Annotated in this window: 24 protein-coding genes, 4 pseudogenes and 1 CRISPR repeat array; of the genes and pseudogenes, 18 read left to right on the plus strand and 10 right to left on the minus strand. The window is 54.1% G+C overall.

Annotation, left to right across the window (positions count from 1 at the left end; all coding sequences use genetic code 11):
* Positions 1 to 72: 72 nt before the first annotated feature.
* Genes cas4 through cas2 form a run of 3 tightly spaced genes read left to right on the plus strand, consistent with a single transcriptional unit; the run spans position 73 to position 1,889 of the window.
* On the plus strand, positions 73 to 630 hold the full coding sequence (gene cas4 / locus MW046_RS19240) for a CRISPR-associated protein Cas4 (protein WP_247995936.1): 558 nt from the start codon (positions 73 to 75) through the stop codon (positions 628 to 630).
* A gap of 6 nt (positions 631 to 636) precedes the next feature.
* Positions 637 to 1,629: a type I-B CRISPR-associated endonuclease Cas1b gene (cas1b, locus tag MW046_RS19245; protein ID WP_247995937.1), complete on the plus strand. Its 993-nt coding sequence runs from the start codon at positions 637 to 639 to the stop codon at positions 1,627 to 1,629.
* A complete protein-coding gene (gene cas2 / locus MW046_RS19250; RefSeq protein ID WP_124957101.1) occupies positions 1,629 to 1,889 on the plus strand; it encodes a CRISPR-associated endonuclease Cas2 in 261 nt (86 codons plus the stop codon). Before cas1b ends, cas2 begins: the two co-directional genes overlap by 1 nt.
* Positions 1,890 to 1,989: 100 nt before the next feature.
* A CRISPR array of direct repeats spans positions 1,990 to 4,284; the repeat unit is 29 nt; unit sequence GTTACAGCAGGACCTAGACGGGTTGAAGC.
* 86 nt (positions 4,285 to 4,370) lie between these two features.
* On the opposite strand, the gene MW046_RS19255 is transcribed toward cas2, so the two are convergent.
* Both MW046_RS19255 and MW046_RS19260 read right to left on the minus strand, forming a co-directional pair.
* Positions 4,371 to 4,673: a DUF3006 domain-containing protein gene (locus MW046_RS19255; protein WP_247995938.1), complete on the minus strand. Its 303-nt coding sequence runs from the start codon at positions 4,671 to 4,673 to the stop codon at positions 4,371 to 4,373.
* A complete protein-coding gene (locus tag MW046_RS19260; protein ID WP_247995939.1) occupies positions 4,670 to 6,049 on the minus strand; it encodes a lamin tail domain-containing protein in 1,380 nt (459 codons plus the stop codon). The genes MW046_RS19255 and MW046_RS19260 overlap by 4 nt, the downstream gene beginning before the upstream one ends.
* Before the next feature lie 764 nt (positions 6,050 to 6,813).
* On the opposite strand from MW046_RS19260, the gene MW046_RS19265 reads away from it, so the two are divergent.
* Together MW046_RS19265 and MW046_RS19270 are read left to right on the plus strand one after the other, a co-directional pair.
* Positions 6,814 to 7,080 (plus strand): hypothetical protein, encoded by a 267-nt coding sequence (locus tag MW046_RS19265; RefSeq protein WP_247995940.1) that lies wholly within the window; start codon positions 6,814 to 6,816, stop codon positions 7,078 to 7,080.
* A gap of 1,055 nt (positions 7,081 to 8,135) precedes the next feature.
* The gene (locus MW046_RS19270; RefSeq protein WP_247995941.1) at positions 8,136 to 8,465 is read left to right on the plus strand and encodes a hypothetical protein; all 330 of its coding nucleotides are present in this window, start codon (positions 8,136 to 8,138) and stop codon (positions 8,463 to 8,465) included.
* 192 nt (positions 8,466 to 8,657) lie between these two features.
* Here the strand turns inward: MW046_RS19270 and MW046_RS19275 are convergent, their stop codons facing one another.
* The 3 genes from MW046_RS19275 to MW046_RS19285 form a co-directional block, all read right to left on the minus strand.
* A complete protein-coding gene (locus tag MW046_RS19275; protein WP_282190259.1) occupies positions 8,658 to 10,457 on the minus strand; it encodes an MBL fold metallo-hydrolase in 1,800 nt (599 codons plus the stop codon).
* A 21-nt stretch (positions 10,458 to 10,478) separates the two neighbouring features.
* Entirely contained in the window at positions 10,479 to 10,826 is a 348-nt protein-coding gene (locus MW046_RS19280) for a hypothetical protein (RefSeq protein ID WP_247995942.1), read from the minus strand.
* Between the two features lie 604 nt (positions 10,827 to 11,430).
* Positions 11,431 to 11,931, minus strand: a complete 501-nt coding sequence (locus MW046_RS19285) for a hypothetical protein (protein WP_247995943.1) — start codon at positions 11,929 to 11,931, stop codon at positions 11,431 to 11,433.
* Between the two features lie 123 nt (positions 11,932 to 12,054).
* Here MW046_RS19285 and MW046_RS19290 point away from each other — a divergent pair, with 123 nt between their 5' ends.
* From MW046_RS19290 to MW046_RS19305, 4 genes are all read left to right on the plus strand, one after another.
* On the plus strand, positions 12,055 to 12,321 hold the full coding sequence (locus MW046_RS19290) for a bacterio-opsin activator domain-containing protein (protein WP_247995944.1): 267 nt from the start codon (positions 12,055 to 12,057) through the stop codon (positions 12,319 to 12,321).
* Positions 12,322 to 12,518: 197 nt separating this feature from the next.
* Complete coding sequence (locus MW046_RS19295) at positions 12,519 to 12,725, plus strand: helix-turn-helix domain-containing protein (protein ID WP_247995945.1); 207 nt, start codon at positions 12,519 to 12,521, stop codon at positions 12,723 to 12,725.
* A gap of 95 nt (positions 12,726 to 12,820) precedes the next feature.
* Entirely contained in the window at positions 12,821 to 13,198 is a 378-nt protein-coding gene (locus tag MW046_RS19300; RefSeq protein WP_247995946.1) for a DUF7344 domain-containing protein, read from the plus strand.
* Entirely contained in the window at positions 13,182 to 13,910 is a 729-nt protein-coding gene (locus MW046_RS19305) for a helix-turn-helix domain-containing protein (RefSeq protein ID WP_247995947.1), read from the plus strand. The genes MW046_RS19300 and MW046_RS19305 overlap by 17 nt, the downstream gene beginning before the upstream one ends.
* Before the next feature lie 39 nt (positions 13,911 to 13,949).
* Here the strand turns inward: MW046_RS19305 and MW046_RS19875 are convergent, their stop codons facing one another.
* Entirely contained in the window at positions 13,950 to 14,312 is a 363-nt protein-coding gene (locus MW046_RS19875) for a tetratricopeptide repeat protein (protein WP_247995948.1), read from the minus strand.
* Positions 14,313 to 14,921: 609 nt separating this feature from the next.
* Between MW046_RS19875 and MW046_RS19315 the strand changes: the two genes are divergently transcribed.
* A complete protein-coding gene (locus MW046_RS19315; protein ID WP_247995949.1) occupies positions 14,922 to 16,178 on the plus strand; it encodes a Cdc6/Cdc18 family protein in 1,257 nt (418 codons plus the stop codon).
* Between the two features lie 277 nt (positions 16,179 to 16,455).
* Here the strand turns inward: MW046_RS19315 and MW046_RS19320 are convergent, their stop codons facing one another.
* Complete coding sequence (locus tag MW046_RS19320) at positions 16,456 to 16,779, minus strand: DUF6788 family protein (RefSeq protein ID WP_247995950.1); 324 nt, start codon at positions 16,777 to 16,779, stop codon at positions 16,456 to 16,458.
* Between the two features lie 145 nt (positions 16,780 to 16,924).
* On the opposite strand from MW046_RS19320, the pseudogene MW046_RS19325 reads away from it, so the two are divergent.
* Both MW046_RS19325 and MW046_RS19330 read left to right on the plus strand, forming a co-directional pair.
* Positions 16,925 to 17,850: pseudogene (locus MW046_RS19325) on the plus strand (MarR family transcriptional regulator).
* Between the two features lie 44 nt (positions 17,851 to 17,894).
* Positions 17,895 to 18,207: pseudogene (locus tag MW046_RS19330) on the plus strand (hypothetical protein); the annotation flags it as partial.
* 3 nt (positions 18,208 to 18,210) lie between these two features.
* On the opposite strand, the pseudogene MW046_RS19335 reads toward MW046_RS19330, so the two are convergent.
* Positions 18,211 to 19,028: pseudogene (locus MW046_RS19335) on the minus strand (hypothetical protein).
* A gap of 228 nt (positions 19,029 to 19,256) precedes the next feature.
* Here MW046_RS19335 and MW046_RS19340 point away from each other — a divergent pair.
* The gene (locus MW046_RS19340) at positions 19,257 to 19,928 is read left to right on the plus strand and encodes a helix-turn-helix domain-containing protein (protein WP_247995952.1); all 672 of its coding nucleotides are present in this window, start codon (positions 19,257 to 19,259) and stop codon (positions 19,926 to 19,928) included.
* Positions 19,925 to 20,620 (plus strand): nucleotidyltransferase domain-containing protein, encoded by a 696-nt coding sequence (locus tag MW046_RS19345; RefSeq protein ID WP_247995953.1) that lies wholly within the window; start codon positions 19,925 to 19,927, stop codon positions 20,618 to 20,620. Before MW046_RS19340 ends, MW046_RS19345 begins: the two co-directional genes overlap by 4 nt.
* Before the next feature lie 126 nt (positions 20,621 to 20,746).
* Here the strand turns inward: MW046_RS19345 and MW046_RS19350 are convergent.
* Positions 20,747 to 21,670: pseudogene (locus MW046_RS19350) on the minus strand (ArdC-like ssDNA-binding domain-containing protein).
* A 129-nt stretch (positions 21,671 to 21,799) separates the two neighbouring features.
* On the opposite strand from MW046_RS19350, the gene MW046_RS19355 reads away from it, so the two are divergent.
* The 3 genes from MW046_RS19355 (at position 21,800) to MW046_RS19360 (ending at position 23,188) form a co-directional block, all read left to right on the plus strand.
* Positions 21,800 to 22,288 (plus strand): hypothetical protein, encoded by a 489-nt coding sequence (locus MW046_RS19355; RefSeq protein ID WP_247995954.1) that lies wholly within the window; start codon positions 21,800 to 21,802, stop codon positions 22,286 to 22,288.
* A 215-nt stretch (positions 22,289 to 22,503) separates the two neighbouring features.
* Positions 22,504 to 22,938: a CRISPR-associated endonuclease Cas1 gene (locus tag MW046_RS19695; protein WP_368411456.1), complete on the plus strand. Its 435-nt coding sequence runs from the start codon at positions 22,504 to 22,506 to the stop codon at positions 22,936 to 22,938.
* Positions 22,910 to 23,188 (plus strand): hypothetical protein, encoded by a 279-nt coding sequence (locus MW046_RS19360; RefSeq protein WP_247995955.1) that lies wholly within the window; start codon positions 22,910 to 22,912, stop codon positions 23,186 to 23,188. The genes MW046_RS19695 and MW046_RS19360 overlap by 29 nt, the downstream gene beginning before the upstream one ends.
* 32 nt (positions 23,189 to 23,220) lie before the next feature.
* Here MW046_RS19360 and MW046_RS19365 read toward each other — a convergent pair whose 3' ends face one another.
* Complete coding sequence (locus MW046_RS19365) at positions 23,221 to 23,406, minus strand: hypothetical protein (protein WP_247995956.1); 186 nt, start codon at positions 23,404 to 23,406, stop codon at positions 23,221 to 23,223.
* Between the two features lie 246 nt (positions 23,407 to 23,652).
* On the opposite strand from MW046_RS19365, the gene MW046_RS19370 reads away from it, so the two are divergent.
* Entirely contained in the window at positions 23,653 to 24,954 is a 1,302-nt protein-coding gene (locus MW046_RS19370) for a ComEC/Rec2 family competence protein (RefSeq protein ID WP_247995957.1), read from the plus strand.
* Positions 24,955 to 25,519: the final 565 nt, after the last annotated feature.

Raw genomic sequence — 25,519 nt, forward strand, 5'->3', positions numbered from 1 at the left:
ATAATTCAGACACTATGCGTGATCATATACTAAAAGTATAGATGTGTATGTGTTGGATTCGATATGCTGGAGATGAACGAGAATAGTAACGATCCACTTGAGGAGTATATCACCGCCGAGCGTGATCCACACGCAGAACCAATACAGCGGATAACTGGTCTCATGGTACAGTATTACGAAGTTTGTAAACGGGAGCTCTGGTTTATGTCCCGAGGTATCGACATCGATCGTGGAGCCGCAAACATTCGTCGCGGGACCCACGTCGATGAGACAAGCTACCGGGATAAACGGCGATCGTTCCAAGTGAATGGACGTATCGCAATCGACGTTCTTGACTCGGGCGATATTATGGAGGTCAAAGTTTCATCAAAACTCGAAGAACCGGCACGACTTCAACTCCTGTATTATCTGTGGTACCTCGATGAAATTCTCGACATCGAACGAGAAGGCGTCCTCGCGTATCCCCGTGAACGAAAACGGGAACGAGTGACGCTCACAGCAGAAAACCGCGAGCGCATTGAATCCGTTCTCCGGGGGGTTATCGGAACCGTTGACCGGGAAACCCCACCTACTCTTGAAAAGAAGCCTGTCTGTGAAGCGTGTCTCTACCAAGATCTCTGCTGGATGTGATCTCACGTGCCCAACAACCACCACATCTTTGCGGATGGAGACCTCCGTCGCAGCGAAGATACGCTCCGTATCGACAGACTTGATGGCGAACCGAAGTATCTGGCTATCGAAAATCTCGATTCGCTCTACCTCCACGGACAGGTAACGTTCAATACGCGGGCCTTAGGACTGCTAAACGAGCATGGTGTTCCAGTCCACATCTTCGGCTGGAACGATTACTACCGCGGCTCGTACTTACCAAAGCGATCACACGTGTCCGGTAACACAGTCGTTGAACAGGTGCGAACGTATGACGACAGAAGCCGACGTCTTGGGATTGCGACGGACATGATCGCAGCAAGCATTCACAATATGCGGGCGAATTTACGGTACTACAACACACGCGGCCACAAGTTTACGGATGTCCTTGATGAGTTGAGTGCTCTCAAAGACCGAGCCCAAACCGAATCGAGTGTTGAGTCACTCCGTGGCGTTGAAGCCCTCGCACGAAAGGCGTATTACGGATGTTTCGATGTGATTCTCCGTGACCCGTTCGAACTCACTCGAAGAGAATACAATCCACCATCGAACGAGGCCAACGCGTTGCTCTCGTTTTTGAATGCGATGACTTACACGACATGTGTCTCTGCGATCCGCAAGACAGCACTCGATCCGACGGTTGGATTCATGCATGAACCCGGAGAGCGACGGTTCACGCTCTCGCTCGATATTGCAGACATCTTCAAACCGATTCTGGCTGATCGTGTGATGTTCCGGTTAGTTAATCGCCAACAGCTCTCGTTCGACGATTTCGAGTCAGAACTTGACGGATGTCTTCTCACAGAAGTGGGTCGAGCGACGGTCCTCGACGAGTATGAACAAACACTCGATGAGACAGTCGAACATCCACGACTCTCTCGACACGTGAGCTATAAAACTCTCGTGCAAACGGATGTATACAGTTTGAAAAAACATGTGTTGACTGGAGAGGACTACCACCCAACGGAGCGCTGGTGGTGATGTTCGTGCTCATCGTGTATGACGTTCCAGCTGACCGAACCAGGATCTATCGAAAACTCCTCCGAACCCGTCTAGAACACATTCAGCAGTCCGTCTTCTATGGTGATGTCACCCCTGGTCAGCTCGTCGATATCAAACACGACATCGAGGCTCAATTGAGAGACGATGATTCGGTGATTGTCTTCGAGGCAGAAACAGCTGGATTCGTTGACTACACCGCATACGGTCCCGGCGACGAGCCAGGCAGCCGCTTCACATAACTTCCATCGACCCCCCGGGGGTGTCCCAGCATTGAGGGTCGACGGAAACATTTGTATGAGATTCCCTACTAGAGCCTACATGGCCGCCATATCGGCCATGGTTACAGCAGGACCTAGACGGGTTGAAGCGCGCTCGGGCGGTTCATCGAGGACTCTTTCGTGTCGTTACAGCAGGACCTAGACGGGTTGAAGCTTGCAGAATCAGACAGTCCTCAAACGCCGCGAGTCGGGTTACAGCAGGACCTAGACGGGTTGAAGCTATAGAAATCGCGTGCGACGACTTTCCGCATGATCAGTTACAGCAGGACCTAGACGGGTTGAAGCAGCCACAGGATATCTCGGGGAGGGGGGACGTTGCTGTGTTACAGCAGGACCTAGACGGGTTGAAGCCCATCGAGGATTCGGCGAGGTCCGAGGCTGTCGAGTTACAGCAGGACCTAGACGGGTTGAAGCTCCATGCCGCCCGATCGGCGTTCTTTGGCGAACGGTTACAGCAGGACCTAGACGGGTTGAAGCAGCATCTTCGACTGCCGTTATCATTGCTCCAAGATGGTTACAGCAGGACCTAGACGGGTTGAAGCGCCCCCTTCTGAGTGTGTGGGGGTATGAACCCCCCAGTTACAGCAGGACCTAGACGGGTTGAAGCGCGTTTCCACTCGGTGCGTGATCTCGCAAATCTCACGGTTACAGCAGGACCTAGACGGGTTGAAGCCAACGGCGGAAGCGCGGCGGCTATCGCTCGTGCGAGTTACAGCAGGACCTAGACGGGTTGAAGCAGCCGATCGTGACCTGATTTCGTCCACCGCTCGTTACAGCAGGACCTAGACGGGTTGAAGCAATCGTTGTGGTATCCGTGTTCCTTGTGATGACATCGTTACAGCAGGACCTAGACGGGTTGAAGCGGTGGTTGAGGAGGGCCTGGTTGAGAAGGGAAAGCAGTTACAGCAGGACCTAGACGGGTTGAAGCCCAGCGTGGCGGTTATTCCACGCAATCTCTATGCCACAGTTACAGCAGGACCTAGACGGGTTGAAGCGGCGAAACGACCGGGAACAGCGCTCGTGTCTGTTGCAGTTACAGCAGGACCTAGACGGGTTGAAGCGATAGAAGGTCGACCGTCTGACCTTCGCCGTCGTCGTTACAGCAGGACCTAGACGGGTTGAAGCGATCCGCTGGTGATGTTGACGGTGCAATCAAGATTGCGTTACAGCAGGACCTAGACGGGTTGAAGCGAACATCGGAGATACGAACACACCAACAGAACGGAGTTACAGCAGGACCTAGACGGGTTGAAGCAAAGATGAATGACGGTGAAAACGACGGGCAACAGGCGTTACAGCAGGACCTAGACGGGTTGAAGCGTTCACGCTGGCACCGATCGGGAGCGGTTGCGAATCGTTACAGCAGGACCTAGACGGGTTGAAGCCTCCGTGCGCTCCGGTTTTTCGACGGCTCCGCGAATCGTTACAGCAGGACCTAGACGGGTTGAAGCGATGCCCCACCTTGGGGAGTTCCGGAGCTATCGTAGTTACAGCAGGACCTAGACGGGTTGAAGCGAGATGAAAAGGAGATCGATGACTTGCATGATCCGCGTTACAGCAGGACCTAGACGGGTTGAAGCAACGATTTTGAGGATGATAAAGTCGAAGAGGCAACGTTACAGCAGGACCTAGACGGGTTGAAGCCCCTAGAACTGATGAACGAATTGCTGAAACCGTTGCGTTACAGCAGGACCTAGACGGGTTGAAGCACAATGCAGGCACGGATTGATCTAGGCATATATAGCGGTTACAGCAGGACCTAGACGGGTTGAAGCGCCCAGTCGACGTGCTCGGCGTCGATCGGATGGTGTTACAGCAGGACCTAGACGGGTTGAAGCTCTCCAAGAGCCGAGAGTGCGAACCCCGGGAGTTCCTCGTTACAGCAGGACCTAGACGGGTTGAAGCAGCGACAGATGAGGATGGAAGCAGAAAACGAGGTCGGTTACAGCAGGACCTAGACGGGTTGAAGCGGCTTCAGATCGTGCTCCGTGAAGATCAGATGGCCGGTTACAGCAGGACCTAGACGGGTTGAAGCCCCATCATCATGGACGAAATAGACGATATCCACACTGTTACAGCAGGACCTAGACGGGTTGAAGCGCCATTTCATCCAACGTCAAGTAGCGGACAGCACGCGTTACAGCAGGACCTAGACGGGTTGAAGCGTCGTTGCGCCTCGGATCAAGAACGACTGATTTCGGTTACAGCAGGACCTAGACGGGTTGAAGCTTAACTAGTTCCTCGCAACCCCCCCGCCAACAGCGTTACAGCAGGACCTAGACGGGTTGAAGCCCTCTCATCGTCTTTATATCGAACTTTCGATTCCGGTTACAGCAGGACCTAGACAGGTTGAAGCGCTCATCAGGTACTCCTCTTCTCGGCCGAGTTGTATTACGGAGGAACCCTAGTTGGGTCGAAGCTTGGCGAACGGCATCAGGACTGTCACTCAGATGTGTCGCTCTCGTCAGCAGACGAGAGCCGCTGGGACAACCGATCAAAGCGATCGCGGACCTGATGAGTGCGCCGCTCGGTCTCTGTCTTCTCATACGACGCGTTACGCAGTTCACCGGCTTCGAGCTCGATCAGGAGCACGGCATCGACGTGCTGGCCCGCCTCCGGCAGCACAGCCCGATCAACGACGACCTCGCCACAGGGGGCGCCGTCCTCGTCCTCGACGAGCAGAACGGCCTGGTTGGCTTCGAAGCGATCTATCACTGCTGTGTACGTGCCATCGTCGAATGTCATGAGTAGTCCTCCTCCAGAACCGTGGTCCCAGTTGTATCCCGTACGATCACGGTATCACCGGCGTTGTTCCACACCGGCTGGGTCGACCCCCAGTACAGGTCGGTTGCCGAATCCGACCCCCTCCCCGTGTGGAGTGTAAGTTCATCGCCGGGATCAAGCATGGTGCCGTCTGGGAACGTGTATGTCGCTCCTGCGTCATCAGCGACCGTCCAGCCGGAGAGATCGAGGGGTTGGTCACCCATATGCTCGAAGGTAACGTACTCGTCGTTCAAATTCTCCCGGTCGTCTCCCGCTGCATCAGCGTTGATCTCTGTGATCGAGAGCGTTTCATGACCAGTGTCGGTCTCGGGTCCGCTATCGGGTCCAGCAGGGGAGTTCGCCTTGCCTGTCGAGAGCGCAATGACTGTACGGGGTTTCACGGGCTCGTTCGCCTCTGGTTCGATCGGCTCGCCCTTTCGGAGCCGAGCTGACTCCGTCGGTGCCTCCCGTTGGGTGGCGATTGTGAGCGCGGATCCGTTGCTGTGCATCACAATATCCCCGTGCGTTCCGGTCCAATATGTCGGGATGGCACGGGCAGCGAGCCGGGCTAATACTTCCTCGTGTGGATGACCGTATTGGGAATCATACGGACTAGAGATGACCGTGACGGCCGGGGTTGTCGCATCGAGCAGTGCGGCACTCGAACTGGAGTTGCTTCCGTGATGGCCCGCTAACAGGGCCGAGACGTTCATCGAGTTCCCATACTCGTTGACGAGATATTCCTCGCCAGCCTCGGCCGCATCACCTGGGAAGAGAAAGCCAGCCTGACCGTGTTCGACCTGCAAGACGATGCTGTTCTCATTCGGCTCCTCGTTGGCCAGATACGGCTCGGGCGGACTGAGAACGCGGACGTCGGCCCCAGCGAACGGAAGTTCATCGCCAGCTCGGGTCTGGTACAGTTGGACATCGTATGTCTCGATCGCATCAAGGTAGCGGTCGTAGGTCCGGGTGGTAGCCGGTACCCCAGGATCGTACACCGCACCGATGCCGTCGGCTTCTTCTTCGAAGTACTCGATGACAGCTGCCTGCCCACCGATGTGATCCGAATCAGGGTGGGTTGACACCAGATGATCGATTCGGGCGATGCCGTTCGCTCGGAGATAGTCGAGGACGTGGTCCCCATCGTCCTGCCAATCGCCCGAATCGATCAGGATTGTCTCGTTGGCTTCCTTAATGAGTGTGCTGGTCCCAAGCCCCGTGTTGATGTAGTGAATCGAAAGCCCGTCGGGAATAGATGGCTGCTCTGGGGTCGGTGTGCCATCCACTGGGCCGTTCGTACACCCTGCGAGGACGAGAATGAATACGAGCGTGAGCGCGAGAAGCGTTTTTCTCTGCATACTATTCATTTCATCCTATGCAGTAAGTATAATGACATCGATGGAGAACCCACGGCCAACGCATCGAAGATTTCGAGAAAAGGCCACACAGGAGTCCTCCTCGTCTTCGTGCATAACAATTGATAGCACGATAAGAGCCTTGATTAACTACGCATTCGAACATTGCTATCCGTCGTCGTGAGGGGGAATCTGCCTTCAATAGTCATACACCTGCGCCCACCGGACCGCACAAGCATCCACCAGCTGCCTCCCGGTACTGCTGATCGGTACTCACTCCGTGTTGGAGATGACCACGTAATCATCGACCGGCAGCGCAGCGAGATGCCCGAGGTACTATTTGTTCGGCAAGTGGAACATCAGCGAAATGTCTACGAATAACGGGGCCTCTATCAACAGGAATGGATTCCCGTCAGTACCGATGAAGCGACCAAGAGAACGGAGGTCCCACGGGGCCAGAGCCCGCGATTGTGGTTTGACATCGAAAATTTATATATCATGCTACTATGTGCTTTGTAGACTGGTCTGTTCGATAGGTATTTCGCCGTCAATGGAACGAAAGCAGGGCTTTGTCCTTAGTCAACAATCGGTGGATTGACTCTCCCGGTTCTAGTGAAACATCTATACGAATAGTGAGTGCCGGACCCACAGGTGAGGGTGCACAAATGACTTCATAGGTGCCTGTGACAAACGACGTAATGACATTACGAGCGGTTCTGTTCGACCTTGATCCAACTCTCTGTGTCCCTCGTCGTTCACCCGATGCCATGGTTGCAGAAGCATTTGATCGAGCGAACGTCGAACCGTACTGCACTGCTGCCGACCTCGGTGCAGTTGAGAGTGAGGGTCTTGCAGCGGCCGCCAGCAATGAACTCGACTACTATACGCTCTCTTTCGAAGCCGCTGCCGTCCTTGAAAATCTCCTCTCCGGTCTCTTTGTCGTGGATCTAGCAGATACGAGACTGACAAGCCAGACAAAACAGACGAACCGTCCAAACCATCCAAATCGAAAGGCAGCGATAAGAAATGTATGAAAGCTGAACAGGTCGAGACCTACATGTGCCTTCCTGACTCGTTCATCAACCCTCGCGTATCAATTCAAGATCCCGCGCGTCTCGACGAGGACGATCACCTGATTATCGACACCGAGAGCACACGGATGATCATTGATCCTGAGTTCGAAAAATCCGGAGGTGATCGTCACTCAGAGGTCGCTTGTTCCCAGACCCACCGTGTATGGCACGCTCACAAACACTTGTACTCTTAGGCTGTGAAAATTGAAACTGCTATATATTTCATTTCCAGATAATAATTCAGCTAGCCCCAGGAAGTTGTAAAGTCAATGATCTATGTATTATATAGATACCAAATATCATTATTACCATCCAGATTATAATTTGGGTGGCTGTTCTTGTTGTTAGTTGTTCCTCATTCCTGTTTCCCACTATTTGGACAACATTAGAATGATATATTATGAAACTACCAAGTAATGTAATTATTAGTCCAATCCCACCCATGCGTTCTATAAAATTCAGATAGAGGCCTAAAGCGGTGAGATCACCTGTTAGTTCAATCATGTAGTTGATATTTAATATCTGTTATTACATATACCTTCTGGTATAGATGTCAAAAAAGATTCTTTATGTCACATCACCTAATAATAGATATAAGATATATTTTATTATAATTTATAAAACAACTTAGAAGATATAATATTTATCTATATCTTTTTCTAATCTAGTTTTATATAGTTTCTACTAACATTTTTCAAATATATTCCTAAATATTGAACTTTTGGTAGCTCATTACAATATCGTGGAAACGACGAACTATCTGAACTGGATTTCCAAAACTTAGTTGGACGCGTTGGGCGGGTAGATTCGAGATTATATGGAGCGATTTACTGTGTTGAGGCAGAAGATGAGGAGTGGGTCGATGAGAAACTGGAGGGTAATACAGAGGAAACTGTCGAACCAGCGACTAGCAAGGCCACAGATTGTCCGGATGAGCTCTTAGAATCTCTTCGGAGTGATGATCTTCGGCAGCTAGAGGATAATTCTCTCCGGTACACCTCTTCGAAACCAAACTGATGCTCACCGTCGTTGAGTTCTACGAGTGTTACTACACCTGGCGTATCCTTGCCGAGAACCACATCGGAATTACACTCGATGAGTTACTAAACATCTCCCAACCTGAAGAACAGCCATCAGAGATCTTCACAGGGATGCTCTCGCTGGATAGTGAACGATGCGAAACCATGCTGTCGATAATGGAACTCTACATCGACGCCTATGAGGATGTCCTGACGTCCCTGGCAGAACACCTCGGAGAGAAGTTGCCAGAAGGAGTGACAAACATCGATACCCGCGCTGAGAAGAACGCCGAGCAACTGGCGACTGAAATTTCCTGTCCGCTCTAGACCAGAGAACAGTCTTTCCTGTGGCTGATTTCAATATACAGTTTCCTACGAGTGCCTGAAGCTCAGTCGAGCGGCGAACGTCCCCAGTATCGGTCATAGAGCGTTGTGAACGTGTGCGTGGGGGAACACCTCGGGAGAGCGTTCCGCTGCCAACGGAGTGAGCAATTCGTGTCGACTGCCGTCGCACGGCTGTTAGAGCGAGAATCCTCTGTCATCGGAGGGATCCGTACTGGGATCTTGGTCCCGGTGTGTCGAGTCGGAACGCGTCTGGTCGGACGTGTGGTCTGTCTGTTGGGCCTGGGTCAGTGTATCCCAGGTGGATTCAGCGTGCTCTTGTTCCGTCGCTGCAGTGTCCTCCGCCGCCTCTGTGTCTGTGATTTCGGGCGATGAGACCGTATCGGACAACCGTTCCCGCCGGATCTCGGTCTGCTGGCTGTCGCCAGCCTCGGAGCCGATGGCCGCGGTGACGCGGTCGAGCAGCCCTGGGAAATCGAGCTCCTGTTCGAGTGTGTCGATCTCGGCGGTCAGACCCTCAACCTGCTCCGTGAGCTCGGTGACGTCCGCTCTCAGTTCGGCGTTTCGCCGTTCGTAGGCGGCGATCGTGGCGTCTATATTTTCCTCCTGATCAGCGTTGTCGCCATCCTCTGAGTCGCCATCGGTCTCACTGGTTGGTGTGTCTGGGTCTGTGGATGGACGATCGTGGCCCTCTTGCTCGGTGGATGCTGATTCGGCCGATCGGTGGTCAGATGTCGTGTCCTCCTGGGTCGTCCCATCGCCATCGGTTTCAGCGCCCCAGAGTGAGCCGACAGCCGCGGTGAGCCGGTCCGTCAATCCCTGGCTGTTCTCGGATTTTTGTTCGAGGGCGGCTTTCCGTTCGAGGCGTTGCTCGCGGTCTCCTTCAAGTCGGTATTTTTCCTGTTTGAGATCGCTTCGCTCAGCTTCCAGCTCTGCGAGTTCCTCGAGTTTCTCCGGATCGATCGCGGGTTGTTTCGTGGCGAGCGAGACCTCATCCACCCAGTTGGGCGTCTCTTCGGGCAGGTCCTCGGAGGTGATCTCCTCGATCTCGGCGAGGCCTTCCTGGTCGAGATCGTTGTCTCGACCGTAGTATTTCAGGGCGGCCACGTCGACTTCTGAAAGCGCTTGTTGGCTACGAGAAGGTTCGATCTGCAGCTCACCGTCTTCGATGATGAGGCTCGTCGTTCCGTGGTACGGGGTCCAGTAGGTATTGATGTCGCCTTCGTGGTCGTGGACGCGCTTGAGCGTCTCGTCGTGGGGGTGGGCATTGTATTCGTTCTCACGGCGGTATCCGTTGGTTAAACTACTGGATAGAACGATACTGGTCGGATTGGTTCCGTCAAGAGTGGTCGCTTTTGTTCCATTATATGCACCATGATGAGCAGCTTTGACCGCAGTAACTGTACCGAGTTGGTCAGAATACTGCTCGAACAGTTGTGTTTCAGCCTCTCCTTCAATATCGCCTGTAAGCAAGATACTTTGGTCCTCGTAAGTTGCTTGTAAGACGACACTATTCTCATTGCGATCCGTATTTTCGATGCTCCGAGAGGGATTAAGAACGTTGATACTAGAATCTCCAATATTGAATTCATCTCCTTCTCCAATTTTAGTTGATTTAATATTACGTTCCATTAGAGAATCCCGAAACCGACCCATTGTCTTCGTGTCCGGAGGAGTGCCTCCTACTGGGGGAGGTCCATGAACCATGTCGATCCCGTCTGAACCCAACTCGTTGATAATATCGGCGTGACCACCGATATGATCTGCGTCATAGTGAGTCGCAACGAAATGATCAAGGTGATCAATACCACGTTCATCAAGATGCTCAAGGACAGTTTCACCATGATCTTGCCGAGGGCCTGAATCAATGAGCATCGTGGTTCCGTCTGGACCTTCGATCAGGATACTGTCTCCCTGTCCGACATCAATCACATCCACACGAAATTGGCCATCATAGCTGGTATCTTGATCTGTCATTGCTCTCGCTCACTCATCACATTAGCTGTCCGTCTCGTCGTCAGTGTCACTGAAAAGTTGGTCAAATTCCTCTTGAGCTTGTTTATGTCTTTTCTTCGAAAGTTCTTGGTCGTGTTTCATATCAACAACTTCACCATCTTCGACTCTTCCGTGATAGATCATCGTCGTAGCCTGATCATTAGAGTCAAGATCAGGTACATCAGTGGTTGGGAGCATGATATCTCCAATATCCTCATCAGTCTCTGTATCAACAATGATAAAGATAGCATGATCGTGATAGTCATCAGTGGACTCAAAGCGATCGAATTGGAGTTCGTATTCCCCATCCGCAGGGTCTCGGTCCCAACGATAGAAGCCGTCGTCAAACATTATATGCATGCTACAAAAGCCACTCATATATTTCTTATTACTATCAGTACGACAGTATTCAGACACGGATGAAGTATGAGGCAGTTCAGAACCTCTGTCTCGTTGGGAGTAGTAACCGTCGTTCTCTCTCTGACTTGTATCAGATTCATTATGTCTACTCTGTCGGTAATAATATTATCTCACTTTATAAAACGAGAAGATTTGTACAAAGTACTTATTTGATTCTATCTTGCCCGTGAATACACATGCAGGAAAGCATACCAGACGTCGTCAGCACCGTTGAGAAGCGGCACAATAGTGATTACCTGGATGACCTCGACACCGAGGTCGTCCTTGATACACACTCGACGTGCCTTTCGACCGAGATCAGTTGCGACTAGCACTGTGACTCAGGCAGGAACAACACCTGACCAACCATGGTTTTTCAAACAGAAACACAGCAGCGGATAGCCACGACTGCGGAATTGTTTCGAGAGCGAGTCCGACGGGGGCATACCCCTCTTCTGGAGCGTTTGTAACGATAACTAAGTCTTTCGAGAAGATGGCCAATCGATTTGTTCGCCAGATCGCTAGTATCGGGAGAGTCCGGTCGACGCTCGGCCGATTATATAGCACACCTGAGACATGGCGTGTTAGTCTCCCAGCTCCATGCACGATAACCACACGCCTCCTGTGGTTCATTACACGAGGACAAACCCACATCGATCGGGGACCCCTCGATGCGGCCAAGCAGAGTTCGAGAAGCGGATCGGTTGAGTGATAAAGGGGAAAACGACGGTGCCCTGCCCATTCTACAGGTACGTATGCGTGATAGTCTAGGAGTCGTCGCTCTTGCCCGGGAAGAATTGGAGTTCGTTTTGGGTTTGTGGATTGCTCTGTTTCGGTGCTTCACGGCGTTGTAGACGTCGTGAAACATGGTGTAGAACTCGCCGACGAATCTGAGTTCTCTATCGAGGACTGCCGTTGACTCATCGATTTTACGCTGAAGTTCTTCGTGGATGAGTTCTCCTTCTTCGGGGTGTTCGACGGTGTCGAAATACACGTACCCGAAAATGGTTTCGAGAACGGTCTGGTAGTCGTCTTCGATTTCGTTCTCGGTCAGCACTTGTCAATCTCGTCGTTCTGAAGGTGTTCGAAGAAGGTCTCAACTTCGCTCGGGAATTGGTACCGCGGGTGCCGTAACGACGGCCAGCACGGGGCTTATTGGCGTGGCCATCGATGCAGTAGCATGAGTGTCGTTGCAGATTTCACCGTCCCAGCCCAATCCTTCGCCCTGGCTCAGGCACTGACGGCCGAACCAGATATGACCGTCGAGGCCGAACGGCAGGCGACTCACAGTAGCGAGTGGGTCCTCCCGTTTCTCTGGGCCTCCGGTGGTGAGTTCGAGACCTTCCACGACGCGATGCGGGACGACCCAACGGTTGCAACGCAACTGTTATCGAGGAAGCCGGTGAGAGCATCTTGTATCAGATCGAATGGGATAAAGAGATTGTAAATCTAATTAATGAAATTATAGACCAACATGCGAATATTTTACAAGCGAAGGCGCAAGGTGAAACATGGCGGCTCCACCTCCGCTTTGCCGAGGACACCCAGGTCTCATCGTTCCAAGCGCACTTCGATAAACAAGGCCGTACATTCACGGTCAATAAACTCTCTACCCCGACCGCCCCACGACAGCGTGAGTATGGATTGACCGCGATACAGCGCGACACGTTAGCGACAGCCCTCCGCGAGGGCTATTTCAACGTTCCACGCGCTCTCACGATAGAAGAACTGTCGGATGTCCTCGGCATCTCCTCAAACGCCGCGTCCCAGCGGATACGGCGTGCCTCTGACTCTCTCATTCAAGCCACGATAGTGATTGACGCTGGCGAGAGTAACGACGACGACGAATAGCCCACCCGAATATGACGCGATGGCGATGGGGAATATATAAAGACTGTTATTTTCGCGGCCCTAGGCTATTGCTAAAGCCTACGTAATATATCCCTGTGCAACATCCCACAAGCCGTTTCACTGATGACGCCCACGCAAACGTCACTGACGGAGAGGTGTTGTTAGATGACGTCTTGGATATCCTTGCTAGCCAGCGTCGTCGGTACATCCTCCACTGCCTACAAACGCACGATCTCCCGCTAGCATTAGCTGATGTGGCAGATGAAGTCGCGGTCTACGAGCACGACACCGATATTACGGACATTTCAGCAGAGGAAGTCGAGCGTGTCTACCTATCGCTCTACCACACGCACATTCCGAAACTAGCGGAAAGGGGGCTTGTCACCTATAGCCAAGACCGGGATCTGGTGACGCTGTCGGACAACGGCGAGCAATTGAGAGCCCAGGAGATCACTAATGACAACAATTTGTAAACTAACCATGCCCGCCGAGGAGTTCGGGCTCGCCGAGACGTTCCAGACAGCCCCCGACGCGCAGATCGCCTGTGAGCCCGTCGCTGCCAGCAGTTCCACTGAGAGCATGCCGCTCATCCGCGCTCGCGCCCCTGACCGCCAGGCGTTGGAGACCGCGTTCACGAGCGATGCGACCGTCGCCGAGTGGACGCGGCTGACTGGCGGGGAGCCCGGCTGGCTCTATCGGATTGAATGGGCGGCGAGGACGTCGCTGGTCCGCCGGATGCTGACCGGCGAGGGGGCAACGATACTCTCGGCGGCCGGGAGTGGCAATGAGTGGGCGCTGCGGCTGCTCTATCCCAGCCGGGCGGCCTGCTCGGAGATCCACACGATCTGTCAGACCCACAACCTCGGTCTCAGCGTCGACTCGATTCGGACCGTTGACAGTGAGCAATCTACATATCACGGCCTGACCGACGCCCAACACACAGCCCTGACCCAAGCTCACAGCATGGGATACTTCAAGGTGCCCCGCGATGCTGGCCTTGATACAGTGGCTGAGACCTTGGACATCTCCCACCAAGCGCTCTCAGAACGCCTCCGGCGGGCCCACCAGACGCTGATTGGGATCACGATCGGACAGCAGGGAGTGGCACAGACCACAGCCACAGCTGAGACAGTCCCTACTGACGGCTCCGCGATGAGTGACAGCCTGCGGCTCCCCACAGACTGATCGGTAGCCAGCCGGTCGCTGGGCACTGTGTGAGCGGATTCAAAAGCGCTCGCACTCCTCTGCAAGCAGCCGTCGCAACTCCAACCGTTGCTCCTGAAATTCCTGCTGTTTAGTCACGTGGCCAATCTGCTCAGCGAAGTCAATCGCCTCCTCACACCACTCGATTGCCTTAGACTCAGAACCACGCTGCCCACAGATATCGTTAAGTGCCCTGAACGCATTTACAATAATCGTGTTTTTGCATAAGATGGTAACCGATTCTTCAACGTACTCTATAGCTATATCCAATTTGCCATGCTTTTCAGCAACAAGTCCGAGGTTGTGGAGACTATTTGCTTCCCCATGCCGGTCGCCGACATCCCGACAGAGCGTTAGTGCCTCATCATGATGCTCCGTGACCACATCTAATTCCCCACGCTTTCCGGCAATGATTCCTATATTATTGATACTCTTCGCTTCCTCATGACGGTCACCGATCTCTTGGGAAAGTGCCAGTGCCTCTTCGTGGTACTCCGTGGCCGTATCCAGTTTTCTACGCTGTCTAGCGACGACTCCCAGAATCTTCGATTGATCGCTGTCGAAGATGGTGGATTTCGACTGGAATATCGGAGAGGTAACGATGGTAGCAGGGAGAAGGCAACCGGTGTTGCCAGTATTGCCAATAATACCATCATTTAAGTACCTCCCTCACTCCACTATTGCCAGTAATGAGGAGAGAATGGACGGGAAGGCAGAAGCTGTCACGTCTCTAGTCTAGTTACTGTTATCCAAACTTACTACAGCTAGTTGCGTTTTCGCTAGTGCGGGTATAGTTTTACGTACATTGTATTAAGAGTATCGGTAACTAGAGGGGGTCAACGACCCCCTCCAGTTGTTGCGAAGGTTTACTGGCAATAGTGGTGTGTGTGTTTTATAAGTGAATGCGATACTGGCATAACTGGTTCAAGTGGTGGATTAGTGGCGATACTGGAACCCATGGTTTTATGATGGCTCTTCGTCTTGAGTCCGCCTATGGGCCGATTCAACCGAGAATCGTTCATCATCCAGGACAAAGACGTCCTTCGGGATGATTACCAGCCAGAGACACTCGAGGAGCGGGACGAGGAACTCGACGAATATGCGGCCGCTCTCCGTCCCGTCATTCAGGGATGGCAACCGAACAACGTCTTTCTCTATGGCGTTACCGGCGTCGGGAAGACAGCTGCTACGCACGGTCTTCTCGAGGAGTTGCAGGAATCCGCCGAAGAGTACGACGATGTCGATCTCAACGTTATTGAACTCAACTGTACTGGCTGCACCACGTCCTATCAGGTAGCGGTCAATCTCGTGAACGAGATTCGCTCTCCTTCTCACCCTCTTACCACAGTCTCGTCATCGCATGAACCTATGAGCGAAACCGGGTATCAACAAAAACGCATCTTCAACGAACTCTACAACGACCTTGAGTCGATCGGTGGGACTATTCTCGTGATTCTGGACGAGATCGATAACATCGGCTCGGATGACGATATTCTGTACGAGCTTCCACGAGCACGCTCGCAACTGGATCTCGATGTGAAAATCGGTGTAGTCGGCATCTCGAACGACTTCAAGTTCCGAGAAAACCTCTCTCCGAAAGTCAAGGATACTCTCTGCGAAGAGGAGATCTTGTTCCCTCCGTACAACGCGACTGAATTGCAGAATATTCTCAAGCAACGAGCCGATATCGCGCTCTATGACGATGTCCTCGAGCCGGATGTAATTCCGTTGTGCGCAGCGTTCTCTGCACAGGACTCGGGATCTGCCCGGCAGGCGTTACGATTACTCCGTAAAGCAGCTGATATCGCCGAGAACGATGCGATGGCCGGTGGAGAGGCGAAAATCACCGAGGAGCACGTTCGGGAGGCCAAACATCAGATCCAGCGACAACAGGTCGTCGAAGGGATGCATTCGTTGACCCGGCAGGGACAGTATGTGTTGCTGACTGTCTGTCAGCTAGCGGCAGCGGGAGAAACACCTGAACGAACGAAACTGATCTATGAGCGGTATCAAGAGGTTCTACATAATCACGGCAGTAAACCACTGAAACGCAGACGGGTACACGACCACCTGTCTAATTTGAGCCTCCACGGGATCTTACGGCTGGTCGATTCGTCGAGTGGACGCGGAAATTACAACGAATACGAGCTTGATGTCTCTCTGTCGTCGGCCCTCGATGCTCTCGAGAACGAACTCGGAGCCCTCGACGATATTCGTGAAACTGCCAAGCGGCATCGGGTTTTGGAGTGACTTCGGAACCGCCAACACCAGTACTGCCAATACCCTCTCCACTTTTGCCAGTAACCCCCAACCGACAGTGCCAGTTTCACCAGTACCCCCTCCGGTGTTGCCAGTATTCTCTAAATGGCTGATATATGATTGGATTCTCAAATACCACTGTTGCCAGTAACATATTACGGACCACTGTATACCGTTTTTACTGGCAATAGTGGAGTGTCTGACGAAACATTAGAAGGTTGAGTAAAATCGGCCCATCATCGATAATTCGCGACCGATGTGAACGATCTCACTCGTCGGGATTGACCGGGTCCTTGTATTTTGACTTAATGCGATCTCCCTCACGCCACTGCCAGTAGTAGTACCGATTGTCGTTGATCTCCTTGATCGTGATCGTCGCTTTCGAGGGGACACCATCCGGGAGATCCTTTGACCGCTCTTCGACCTTATCTTCCTCTTCCCCCTCGGTAAGACGAGCGGCACGCTCACGGTATTCAGCGAGGTCTTCGGTGTAGCTGGCGACGTGACGCAGGCGTTCAGGCGAGTAGTCGTCGAGCGTGTCGACGACGTCGGTGGGGAGTTCAGCTGGGGGCGTCGGTGGCTCGTAAGACATACTGACTCAACCCGTATTAACCAACACAGAACGCCAAGAGCATAGTTTCGTTGGTTAAGATGGTACCGAGCGCTCCGGCAGCTCCCCACTGGCTGTAACATTTCTCGAAACTTCTTCATATACAGGTTTCCTACTGTGTTACAGTGTGCTGCGAGGCATCGAACTGGAGGTCCTCGCCGCTGTCGAACGCGGCGACACGATCTCCGAACTCGCGATGAAGCTTGACCACAGCGAGAGTTATCTCTCACGTGCCGTCGCTGAGCTGACCGAGAAAGGCTTGGTCTACACGCAACGTGACGGCCGTCGAAAACGGGTTATCCCCTCAGATGCTCAGGCGGTCGAACTTTATCAGGATCTCGTCCGCCAGCACTCCCACATCGAGTTTCCGAACTGTTGACGGGTAAGGCGATCGAGGTCCTCTATTACCTCGACCAACCACGAACTGTCGCCGAGATCGCCGAGCAGAGCGATAACTACTGCAACAGCGTCAACAGGGTTTTCAAACGATTGCGAGACCGTGGTCTCGTCGGTACAGACGACGGTCGCTACCACTTCAACGGGGACTTCAAGCGGTTGCACGAATTCTCCCGTGAACTCGCCTACCATCTCCACCGGCAGTGTCTCGAATCAGTCGCGTCGAATGGAACGATTCTCTGGGACGACTACGACGAGTTTCTCGCGCAAACGGAAACGGGGATAGACGCCGAGCACTTCTACGAGACAGGGCTTGCGCGGTTCGCGGTCCTCGATCTCCAATTCTTGTTGACCCGCCACCGCTACTACCGCTACTCCGAGGACCTGGAGGCAGTCTTGCCAGCGGAACTCTGCTGTCACACGCTGTTGATCGACGACGACACACGTCACCGCTCCTACTGTCTCTTACTGCTCAGCCACGTTGACGTCGACGAGGGTGAACTCCGAGACCAAGCGGCGAAATACGGACTGGGAGACGTAATCGATGCCTTGCTTCGATACCTCGAGACGTATGGCGATGTCGAGGACGATCGTTTCCCCGAGTGGGACGAATTCCAGGAGCTGGCGGCTGACTACGAGGTGCCACCCACTCCATGAGACCAACATTCGGACGCGAATACATCGAGAACGAATTCTAGCAGATCGTGGACAGGCTAACTGACCCGCTCACCGTCTACCTGATCGGTGGCGGCGCGATGTCGCCAGAAGCCGGAGGCTTCTGGCTGCTAACCGAGCTTCGCTCGGTGATGTCGTCGGACTGCGTCCGGCTGCTTGAGGGACCCGTGTCCCTCTCTGTCGTTGCGCGATCTCAAGGGCGCGACGAAGGATATCGACCTCGTCGTCTCTGATGGTGACGCGTACGGCCAGCTCTGGGCTGTCCTGATAGACTTCGGGTATTCGGAGGTGAAGTCGCTGGATTCCGACTACCGGACGCTGGGCGCGACGAGTTGCGTCGCGTTACGGCTTCGAAGGAAGTTGACCATCAGGTCGTGGGACATGTCCTATTTGATCTCGTAATCTACCCGACGGAGATGTTTACACCCACCTTCAGGCGTGTGTTTTCGCCAGTCTGGACAGGTACATGACTCGCTGATCACGTCGACTTCATACCAGTTCCCGGACCCCGATCGGACCTCGTAGCGGCCACCCTTTTCGAGCAACGAGATCGCCATCGCTTCGTCGACGGCACGTCTGGTTCGTGGCTCGAGGCCGTCACGCTGGGCCGAGTGCTCCGTGACAACCATCCGGTCGCGCACGTCGCCGGTTCGACCACCGTCTGGGGCAACCGCGGCTGTAGGATTCTGGAGCCGATTCTCAAGCAGGGCTTCGACCGGATGCCCCTCCGGCCACAGATAGTGGACTTCCCGACGCTCGCGATGGTCGTATGAGCCACAGGAGGCAGCGTTCCCAGTCCAGACGCGCCATGCCCCGAGTGCAGCCATCACGTCGGCACTGACCTGAGGAACGATCTCGTACTTGTCGGGATAGAACACTCGGAAGCGTGTACACTCCTCCTGCGGCAGAACAGTCTCCCACCACTCGACGTCGTCGCCCCAGCTTTCGCACATCGCCTCGTCCTCCCCATATCCGACAGTCACGCCATCGATCTGCGGCACGTCCATAGATATTTCGTCAGCCTCGCCTTCGAGCAGGCGGAGGACGGCGTACCGGAGGTACTCGTGGTACGGGTTCTTTGATGAGCGGGCGACCTGGTCGTGGTATTCACCGACTCGCTCTGCCTCTTCGAGAACGGTCGTGAGATATTGGTCGGTCATGGGTCGGTGGAGACGAGAGTGCGCCTCCGCCCCTCAGCAGGCGCAGATAAACGTACCCAACGAATGGCGGTCAGTCGTATTCTCTGTTGGTTGCTCCATCTCTGCTCGGATGCTGAGCCGGATCGGATTGCCGGATCCAAGGGGAGTCTATCTGTATAGAGATAACTCTGTAGGGAATACGAGGCATAAGACTAATACAGTTAGCTGCGATACCGATAACTAATGATGATGGAGTACGTCGACGAGACCGCGGCGAAGATCATGGTCGCGGTCCGGCCGGGCGACTCGATCCGGCGGATCGCCCAGAAGATCGACGGCTCCTACTCATGGGTGTACGACTGGATCGAGCGGTTGGAGGACGCAGGCTTTATCCGCCGCGATGACGGCGTCTACATCGAGAATTACGCTGTCAGGGATCGCTACTACGATCTCGTCGCTGCCATTTCCCGCTCTATCCCACCCTTGATCGACGACGGCTACGTAATTCCCCACTTCTCCGGGATGCCGTTCGCGTACACGAAAATCGACGGCAGCTACGTCTGGACCCACGGCGGCTATCAGATCGCCCGCGGCCACGACGACTATCCGATCTTCATCCAGGTCGCCGACCAGGACGTCGAACAATGGACAGCGTTCTTTGATGAGTTCGGGATTCCGAGCCGGATCGAAGAGCGGCCGGATGCGACTGACTACGACGCGACCGTCTCGTACGTGTTGTTCCCAACGAGTGGGGGCATCACTCGCGAGTGGGTCGACGGCAATCCCGTCATTCCGTTGGACGAAGCAATCGAGCACATGTTGGAGTACCGGGTGAACTACGAGCCAGCGTTGGAGATGATTGCCGACGAGTACGATCGCGATATCGACGCGTCCCACGAGGATCCGCGTCTCAATGCATGAGTCTCGGTGAACGCGAAAACGAATTGCTGGACACCCTGGAGGCAGTCATTGACGCTGACCTGCCCTACGTGCTCGTCGGTGGGTGGGCGATCGCGGCGTTCAATCAGCGCTTCACTACGGACGTCGACGTCGTCATTCCGGCGCAGTCGGTCGACGACTACACTGACCTTCTCACCGACCGCGGCTACGAGAAAACGGCCGATGTCGAGCGAAACGAGCTCTACGAGGGCCGTACTATCCGGTATGACAAGGACATCGGGAATCCGGTTCGGTTCGACGCGATGGTCGACGCGCTTGGTTGCCGCCAGACGGCGGCTGAGTGGTCGTATCGCTATCTGGCCCAGCACTCCGTCACGGAAGAACTGCGAACCGGTCGACCGATAACATCCAGGATTCCGGAACGGGAACTGCTGTTTGCGGTGAAACTCCATAGTGGCCGCAAGGCAGACTCCCGGGATCTGGTGGTGCTTGCTGCTGGCGCGGATTTCGACCGGATCGCGACCCATCTGCATCGCGGGGAGTCCAAGAAGCTCGCTGGTCGCATCGGGACTGTCCTCGACCAACTCACGTCGGAGGGTTTCGCGGATGCGTTCAAAGGAGTCTTCGAACAGCAAACGGTTCCCGACCAGGATATCGAAGCTGTCGTCGAATTCCTTCGTGACCAGCAGCGCCGAATCGGTTCTGAATCCTAATATCGACTATCGGTGTGGGCTAAGTCTCGGGACCGATCGAAACACACGGGGTCGAACGCTGAACGAATTAACCAACAGAGTGGCATAGTACCCCAGACGTTGGTTAACAGCCTGGGGAAGGGGTGTTCAGCCCTCGGCGACCGTCCCGATTATCTCCTGAGCGGTCGAACTGATCTGTCCGAGTCGATTTTGGATCACCTCGTGTTCATCGTCTTGCCACGCTGCAAGATAGAACGCCGACCCGCTCGTATCCAACTCGAAATACCGACCGACGATGTACGCGACGGCCTCTGCTTCGACCTCGTGTTTCGACCGTTCAGTCTCGTCATCGACGTCGAAATGGAGTAGCGCGTGGGCATACTCGTGGAGCAGCGTGACCGCGAGATCGGCCTGGTTCGGGCGGGCTTTCGCATCGACGACTGGCGTGAGATCGTGAAGGCTCCGCTGTTTGCAGACGCCTTTCGTGTCGCCATGCTCCCAGTCGGCAGCGTCGACGATGCGCACCGTTACGCCGAGCGCATCCGCTACGTCTGTGAGTGCGGGTACGAGGTCCTCAGCGTCGCCGGTCGCCTCCGTCTCTAACTCGGGAAGCGGTTCGCCCTCGGTCTGGGAGATGTCGAAGACAACGGTCGGTTTGAATCCGACGAGTCCTTTCGACCACTCCTCAGGTGGTGTCTCATCATACTCACACTCACTATCCTTGTGGTAGCTGGGCGAATTTTCGCATTCCGGGCACTGCTTCGTGATGATCGGGGCCCAGATCGCCTGCTCTCCCTCCTGGACGTGCCGGTCGAATTCATTTCGCCAGGTGTTGTAGCCCGCGACCTTCGTCGCCTCGGGACGCTGGAGTTTGATCAGGAGCGTGTTACGATGGGAGTAGTCCTGGAAGCGACTCTGGACATCGAGTCACTTCTGGAACTCGTCGCTGGCCTGGGCGTCGTTGACGTCTGCGACGAACTCGTCGATCCACTGTTCAATCGTACTGTGAATCTCGTCGTGTCGAGTGTCGGTTTCATCGAACGAAGCCGACGGGGTGCTGGTCGTAGCCATTGTGTTCACCGCGAGTACGTCAGTTTAGGACGCACCGCATCCCTCGGGGCGCAAAAACAACTCTCGTCGGCGGTCACCGGAGAGCTGCTTTTTCGTCCGCGAACCCCACTGCGACGAGGTATTCGAGGAATGCGTCGAACTGGTCGACATCGCTGGGCGTGTCGCTTGCGAGGTGGCGCGCCCATTCGATTGCCCACTGGAACGCGGGATCGTCGCCCCCTTCCTATCCTGGCGCGCCAGAACGCGCTGTTGGGGATCGATCCCGAGGTCGGCAATGCCACCAATGGCTGGAAGGTCCTCGAATACCTCCGCGAAGAAGCGATCGCCCTTGACCGGGTGATCCTGTTCACGGACATGCAGCTCTGGGACGCGACGGGCGGACTCGTCAGCGATGATCGGACGGTACGAGAGGAGTTCGAAGCCTACCGCGAGGCGATTGCACCTGAGGTGTCACTATACGTGATCGATCTGGCGGCCTACGGTGGCTTCGTGACACCGGAGGGCTACGAGAACGTCTACAATATCTCGGGCTGGACGGAGACCGTCCTCAAGTTCATCGGGAACGCCGAAGCACCACGGCAGGTCATCGAGACGATCGAAGCCACCGTGCCCATGTAGCGTGCTAATGGCTTTCATTATACGCGCGCATGAGTGATTGAATCTCTTTCTTAAAGGAGTTGATGTCGGGTTTCCGCCTGCTATAATTGCTGTTTCATCGACGGACGAGATTGTGTCTGTGAAGACCTGCACCGGCTGTCGGATACGATGGCTTGCATACTCACGATACTCCTTAGTGATGCTCCAAAGACGCAGTCAGTTCATTAGCAAGAGTGGTGCGCTCGGGGGTTTCAAGGCCGAGGCCGAAGAGCACCATCTCGGCACAGTTCGTCGTAGGCAAGATCCTGAATGCCATTGAGTACTTACGCCGAAAGCAGATACGTAGTGTAGTTGGAAAGGATCTGTTAGACACTCCGGGCAGAATACAGACGTGCGAAACAATGGATGAACTCCGTGGAATCGAAGGGGCTGCTGTCCGTGAATACTTTGACCACTTTGAGGATACGCTCCGAGATGGATGGAAGATGGACCGCCGAACGATCCGTCCGCCAGAGGATCACACCAATAATGCGGTATTGAAAGCCAGCACAGCAAGCTTACGAACCGTGCCCAGAATATGGGTCGTCCTTGGTCACTGTTCCCCGGTACGATTAAGTTCGATGCTGATATTGGTCACAGATAATGACAGAACGTCATGTGTCATTTCGTGAAATTGAGGATGGGGTAGCGACATTTGTCTTGTACAAAGAAGAAGGGCCTTCGGAATTATTCCGCTATCCACTTGATGATCTACCAGAGGGAGTGGATCGAGATCAGTATGGCTGTGAATTTAGACCAGAATTAGATGACGACGGCAAGATTGTCGCGTTACACTACGACAAAGAACTTACTCAACGAGAACATGAGAAGGCTCAATCTGCGATTGAAGAATTAAAAGGGATGACAGATGAAAGCGAATGAGCGCCAGTGGTGAGGGGTTAGATAATGGGGAATTAGAGCTGTATAACCTCGATGTGGGTCAAGCCGATGCAACTGTCATAATCACAGAGGAGGGCCAGATCGTCCTCAATGATGCTGATGAAGAAGAAGTCGTAGACGAACTCGAAACAGTGCTTGCCGATCGAACTGTTGAGCGGACAGATAATGGTAATATCCCACTTGTATTCGCTGCCACTCATTTCCATCAAGATCATATTAAAGGGCTTGAAAACTTGAGTTTCCATGATTATGAAGTATCACACGCTATCTACCCTGATCTTAATCGGGTTGAAATCTTGGACGATGGGGCTGATGAATCGGATAACGGAGTTAATGAAGGTAATATAAAGGACTTCAAAAATCATTTGGATCGCCTTGGTGTTGAGAAATATACAGAAGTCTCCCGTGGCGATATAGTTCCCATCAACTCGACCGCAGATCTCACTGTGTTAGCCCCTCCGGACGCTGATGGGTCCGTTGACGTAACCCGTCCTGAAACGGGAGCTAATGTCAATTTCAGGGCAAAACAACCGAACGAGAACGGCGCTGTCTACAAACTTGAAAGCGAACGGTCGGCACTGTTTATGGGTGATATCCAAGATGACTCCCACCATCACGCTGAAAGTTGGCTGATGCAACAACACGACAATCCAGAGAACGATGTGACCCTCCATACGGATATACTATTGGCTGGTCATCACGGGTCAACCCATGCGACCAGCGAGGAATTCCTCGATCGAGTCGATCCAGAGGCAGCAATCATTTCGAGCGGGCTGGATAATACGTACACGAGCGAGAACCAGCACGACGCCCATCCCCACGATGCGACACTCAAGCGCCTTCACGAGCGGGATGTCGATGTCTACTGGACTGCAGGCCACGGCACGACACGCACCGACCTGGATTCGGACGGTGCCCGTCCAGAACCAACGACTGATCTCGAGACGACCGACGCGGCAGATCTAGCCGCCCTGAAGTACTACTGCCGGGAGCATGAGATCGATCCGAAAACAGTGGGGGTACTTCCTCCGGACAACTTTCCCGAAGAAACGCCCGCGTGGGCGATTGACGCCGCGCCGATGATCGCAGACACCCAAGAGCAGTTCATCGACGAGGGGATTGAGAACGCTGCATCTGTCGAAGACCTCCGACAAACGCTCGACCCAACGCCCGATGCTCACGACCAGCTCCGCGAGGCGGTGCAGGCCGACCGCGAGGCCTACGTCACCACCAAGGCGGACGTGACACGGAACAAGGAAGCATACTTCGAGGCCGTCGAACGAGAACAGGCTTATGAACGACTCCCGCTGCATACGCGGCTACGGGCAAACCTCCCCACTCGATTCGGTGGAATCGAGCACCCATTGACCGACGGACCCTCGTCGGACGAGATGGATGCTCTCCCCCGAAACATCGAGGACGTGCCGAAAGCGGTCAGAAACGACCCCGCCGCCAAACTCCGCGCCGAGGGCGACTTCGTTGACAACTGGTCGCGCTCGCTTCTGAGAGCCGAAACCGCCGCCGACACCGCCGTCGATGACGCTCACACGCCCCAAGAGCTGTGTCGACACCTTCGTGACACCTCTGGCGCACACCAAGACTTTCTCTATGCGATCGACACCCCTGACGCTCACGAGCAGAACAAGTCCGAAAAAGGCATCGACGACTTGCTGGAACGAACTAACCAGCGCGAACGAACAGAAGAACAGACCCACACACACGATCAGGACGCTTCACTGGGACTGTGAGACCCTGATTGTCGAGCGATCGTGGGCAGTGTACCCTGACGACTGACGCCGATCGGTTGTACCTCCGATACACAGGACGGCTGCCGATGGGCAAGAGTTCATCCGTGCAGAGGATATCTTCGTGGTCGCTGATACGGACAAGTGGGACGATACGAACTCGCCATCCAGAGAGCTTTGGCAGTACCTTTAGTCTCGAAGCCGATTGATGTCCCTGACGTTCAGGAGATGTATTTCGCCCTTGACTCTGAATATTGTCAGTACGGTGACTTCACAGCGCAGGTGCTGGGCTCCTTCGACGGTGGATAAGGTCATATAGGTTATAGACTATAGCTCAAGGGTATAGCTGCTGGCTATAGCTATATGCTATAACGGTGATCGGGTTTTATCTGTTCAAACCACCCTGATGAGATAGGAGTGAGCATCGCTACGGTGGTTTCGCGAATATATTTAAACAAGCTCTTAACCACCGAGGCATAGCGAACGGCCCTGGTATCCCGGATTCGAGAACTCTGGACCTTGATACTTAATGGAACGAAGATTCACGAGTCTACAAGATCTCTGCGAG

The sequence above is a fragment of the Halocatena salina genome, assembly GCF_023115355.1.
Classification (GTDB): domain Archaea; phylum Halobacteriota; class Halobacteria; order Halobacteriales; family Haloarculaceae; genus Halocatena; species Halocatena salina.

Excerpts from the sequence above, each read along its gene's own strand:
- cas4 (WP_247995936.1), top strand. The coding sequence starts at position 73 with ATGAACGAGAATAGTAACGATCCACTTGAGGAGTATATCACCGCCGAG.
- cas2 (WP_124957101.1), top strand. The coding sequence starts at position 1,629 with ATGTTCGTGCTCATCGTGTATGACGTTCCAGCTGACCGAACCAGGATC.
- MW046_RS19255 (WP_247995938.1), bottom strand. The coding sequence starts at position 4,673 with ATGACATTCGACGATGGCACGTACACAGCAGTGATAGATCGCTTCGAA.
- MW046_RS19260 (WP_247995939.1), bottom strand. The coding sequence starts at position 6,049 with ATGCAGAGAAAAACGCTTCTCGCGCTCACGCTCGTATTCATTCTCGTC.
- MW046_RS19265 (WP_247995940.1), top strand. The coding sequence starts at position 6,814 with ATGGTTGCAGAAGCATTTGATCGAGCGAACGTCGAACCGTACTGCACT.
- MW046_RS19270 (WP_247995941.1), top strand. The coding sequence starts at position 8,136 with ATGCTCACCGTCGTTGAGTTCTACGAGTGTTACTACACCTGGCGTATC.
- MW046_RS19275 (WP_282190259.1), bottom strand. The coding sequence starts at position 10,457 with ATGACAGATCAAGATACCAGCTATGATGGCCAATTTCGTGTGGATGTG.
- MW046_RS19280 (WP_247995942.1), bottom strand. The coding sequence starts at position 10,826 with ATGTTTGACGACGGCTTCTATCGTTGGGACCGAGACCCTGCGGATGGG.
- MW046_RS19290 (WP_247995944.1), top strand. The coding sequence starts at position 12,055 with ATGAGTGTCGTTGCAGATTTCACCGTCCCAGCCCAATCCTTCGCCCTG.
- MW046_RS19305 (WP_247995947.1), top strand. The coding sequence starts at position 13,182 with ATGACAACAATTTGTAAACTAACCATGCCCGCCGAGGAGTTCGGGCTC.
- MW046_RS19315 (WP_247995949.1), top strand. The coding sequence starts at position 14,922 with ATGGGCCGATTCAACCGAGAATCGTTCATCATCCAGGACAAAGACGTC.
- MW046_RS19320 (WP_247995950.1), bottom strand. The coding sequence starts at position 16,779 with ATGTCTTACGAGCCACCGACGCCCCCAGCTGAACTCCCCACCGACGTC.
- MW046_RS19340 (WP_247995952.1), top strand. The coding sequence starts at position 19,257 with ATGGAGTACGTCGACGAGACCGCGGCGAAGATCATGGTCGCGGTCCGG.
- MW046_RS19345 (WP_247995953.1), top strand. The coding sequence starts at position 19,925 with ATGAGTCTCGGTGAACGCGAAAACGAATTGCTGGACACCCTGGAGGCA.
- MW046_RS19355 (WP_247995954.1), top strand. The coding sequence starts at position 21,800 with ATGCGTCGAACTGGTCGACATCGCTGGGCGTGTCGCTTGCGAGGTGGC.
- MW046_RS19360 (WP_247995955.1), top strand. The coding sequence starts at position 22,910 with ATGACAGAACGTCATGTGTCATTTCGTGAAATTGAGGATGGGGTAGCG.
- MW046_RS19365 (WP_247995956.1), bottom strand. The coding sequence starts at position 23,406 with ATGAGTGGCAGCGAATACAAGTGGGATATTACCATTATCTGTCCGCTC.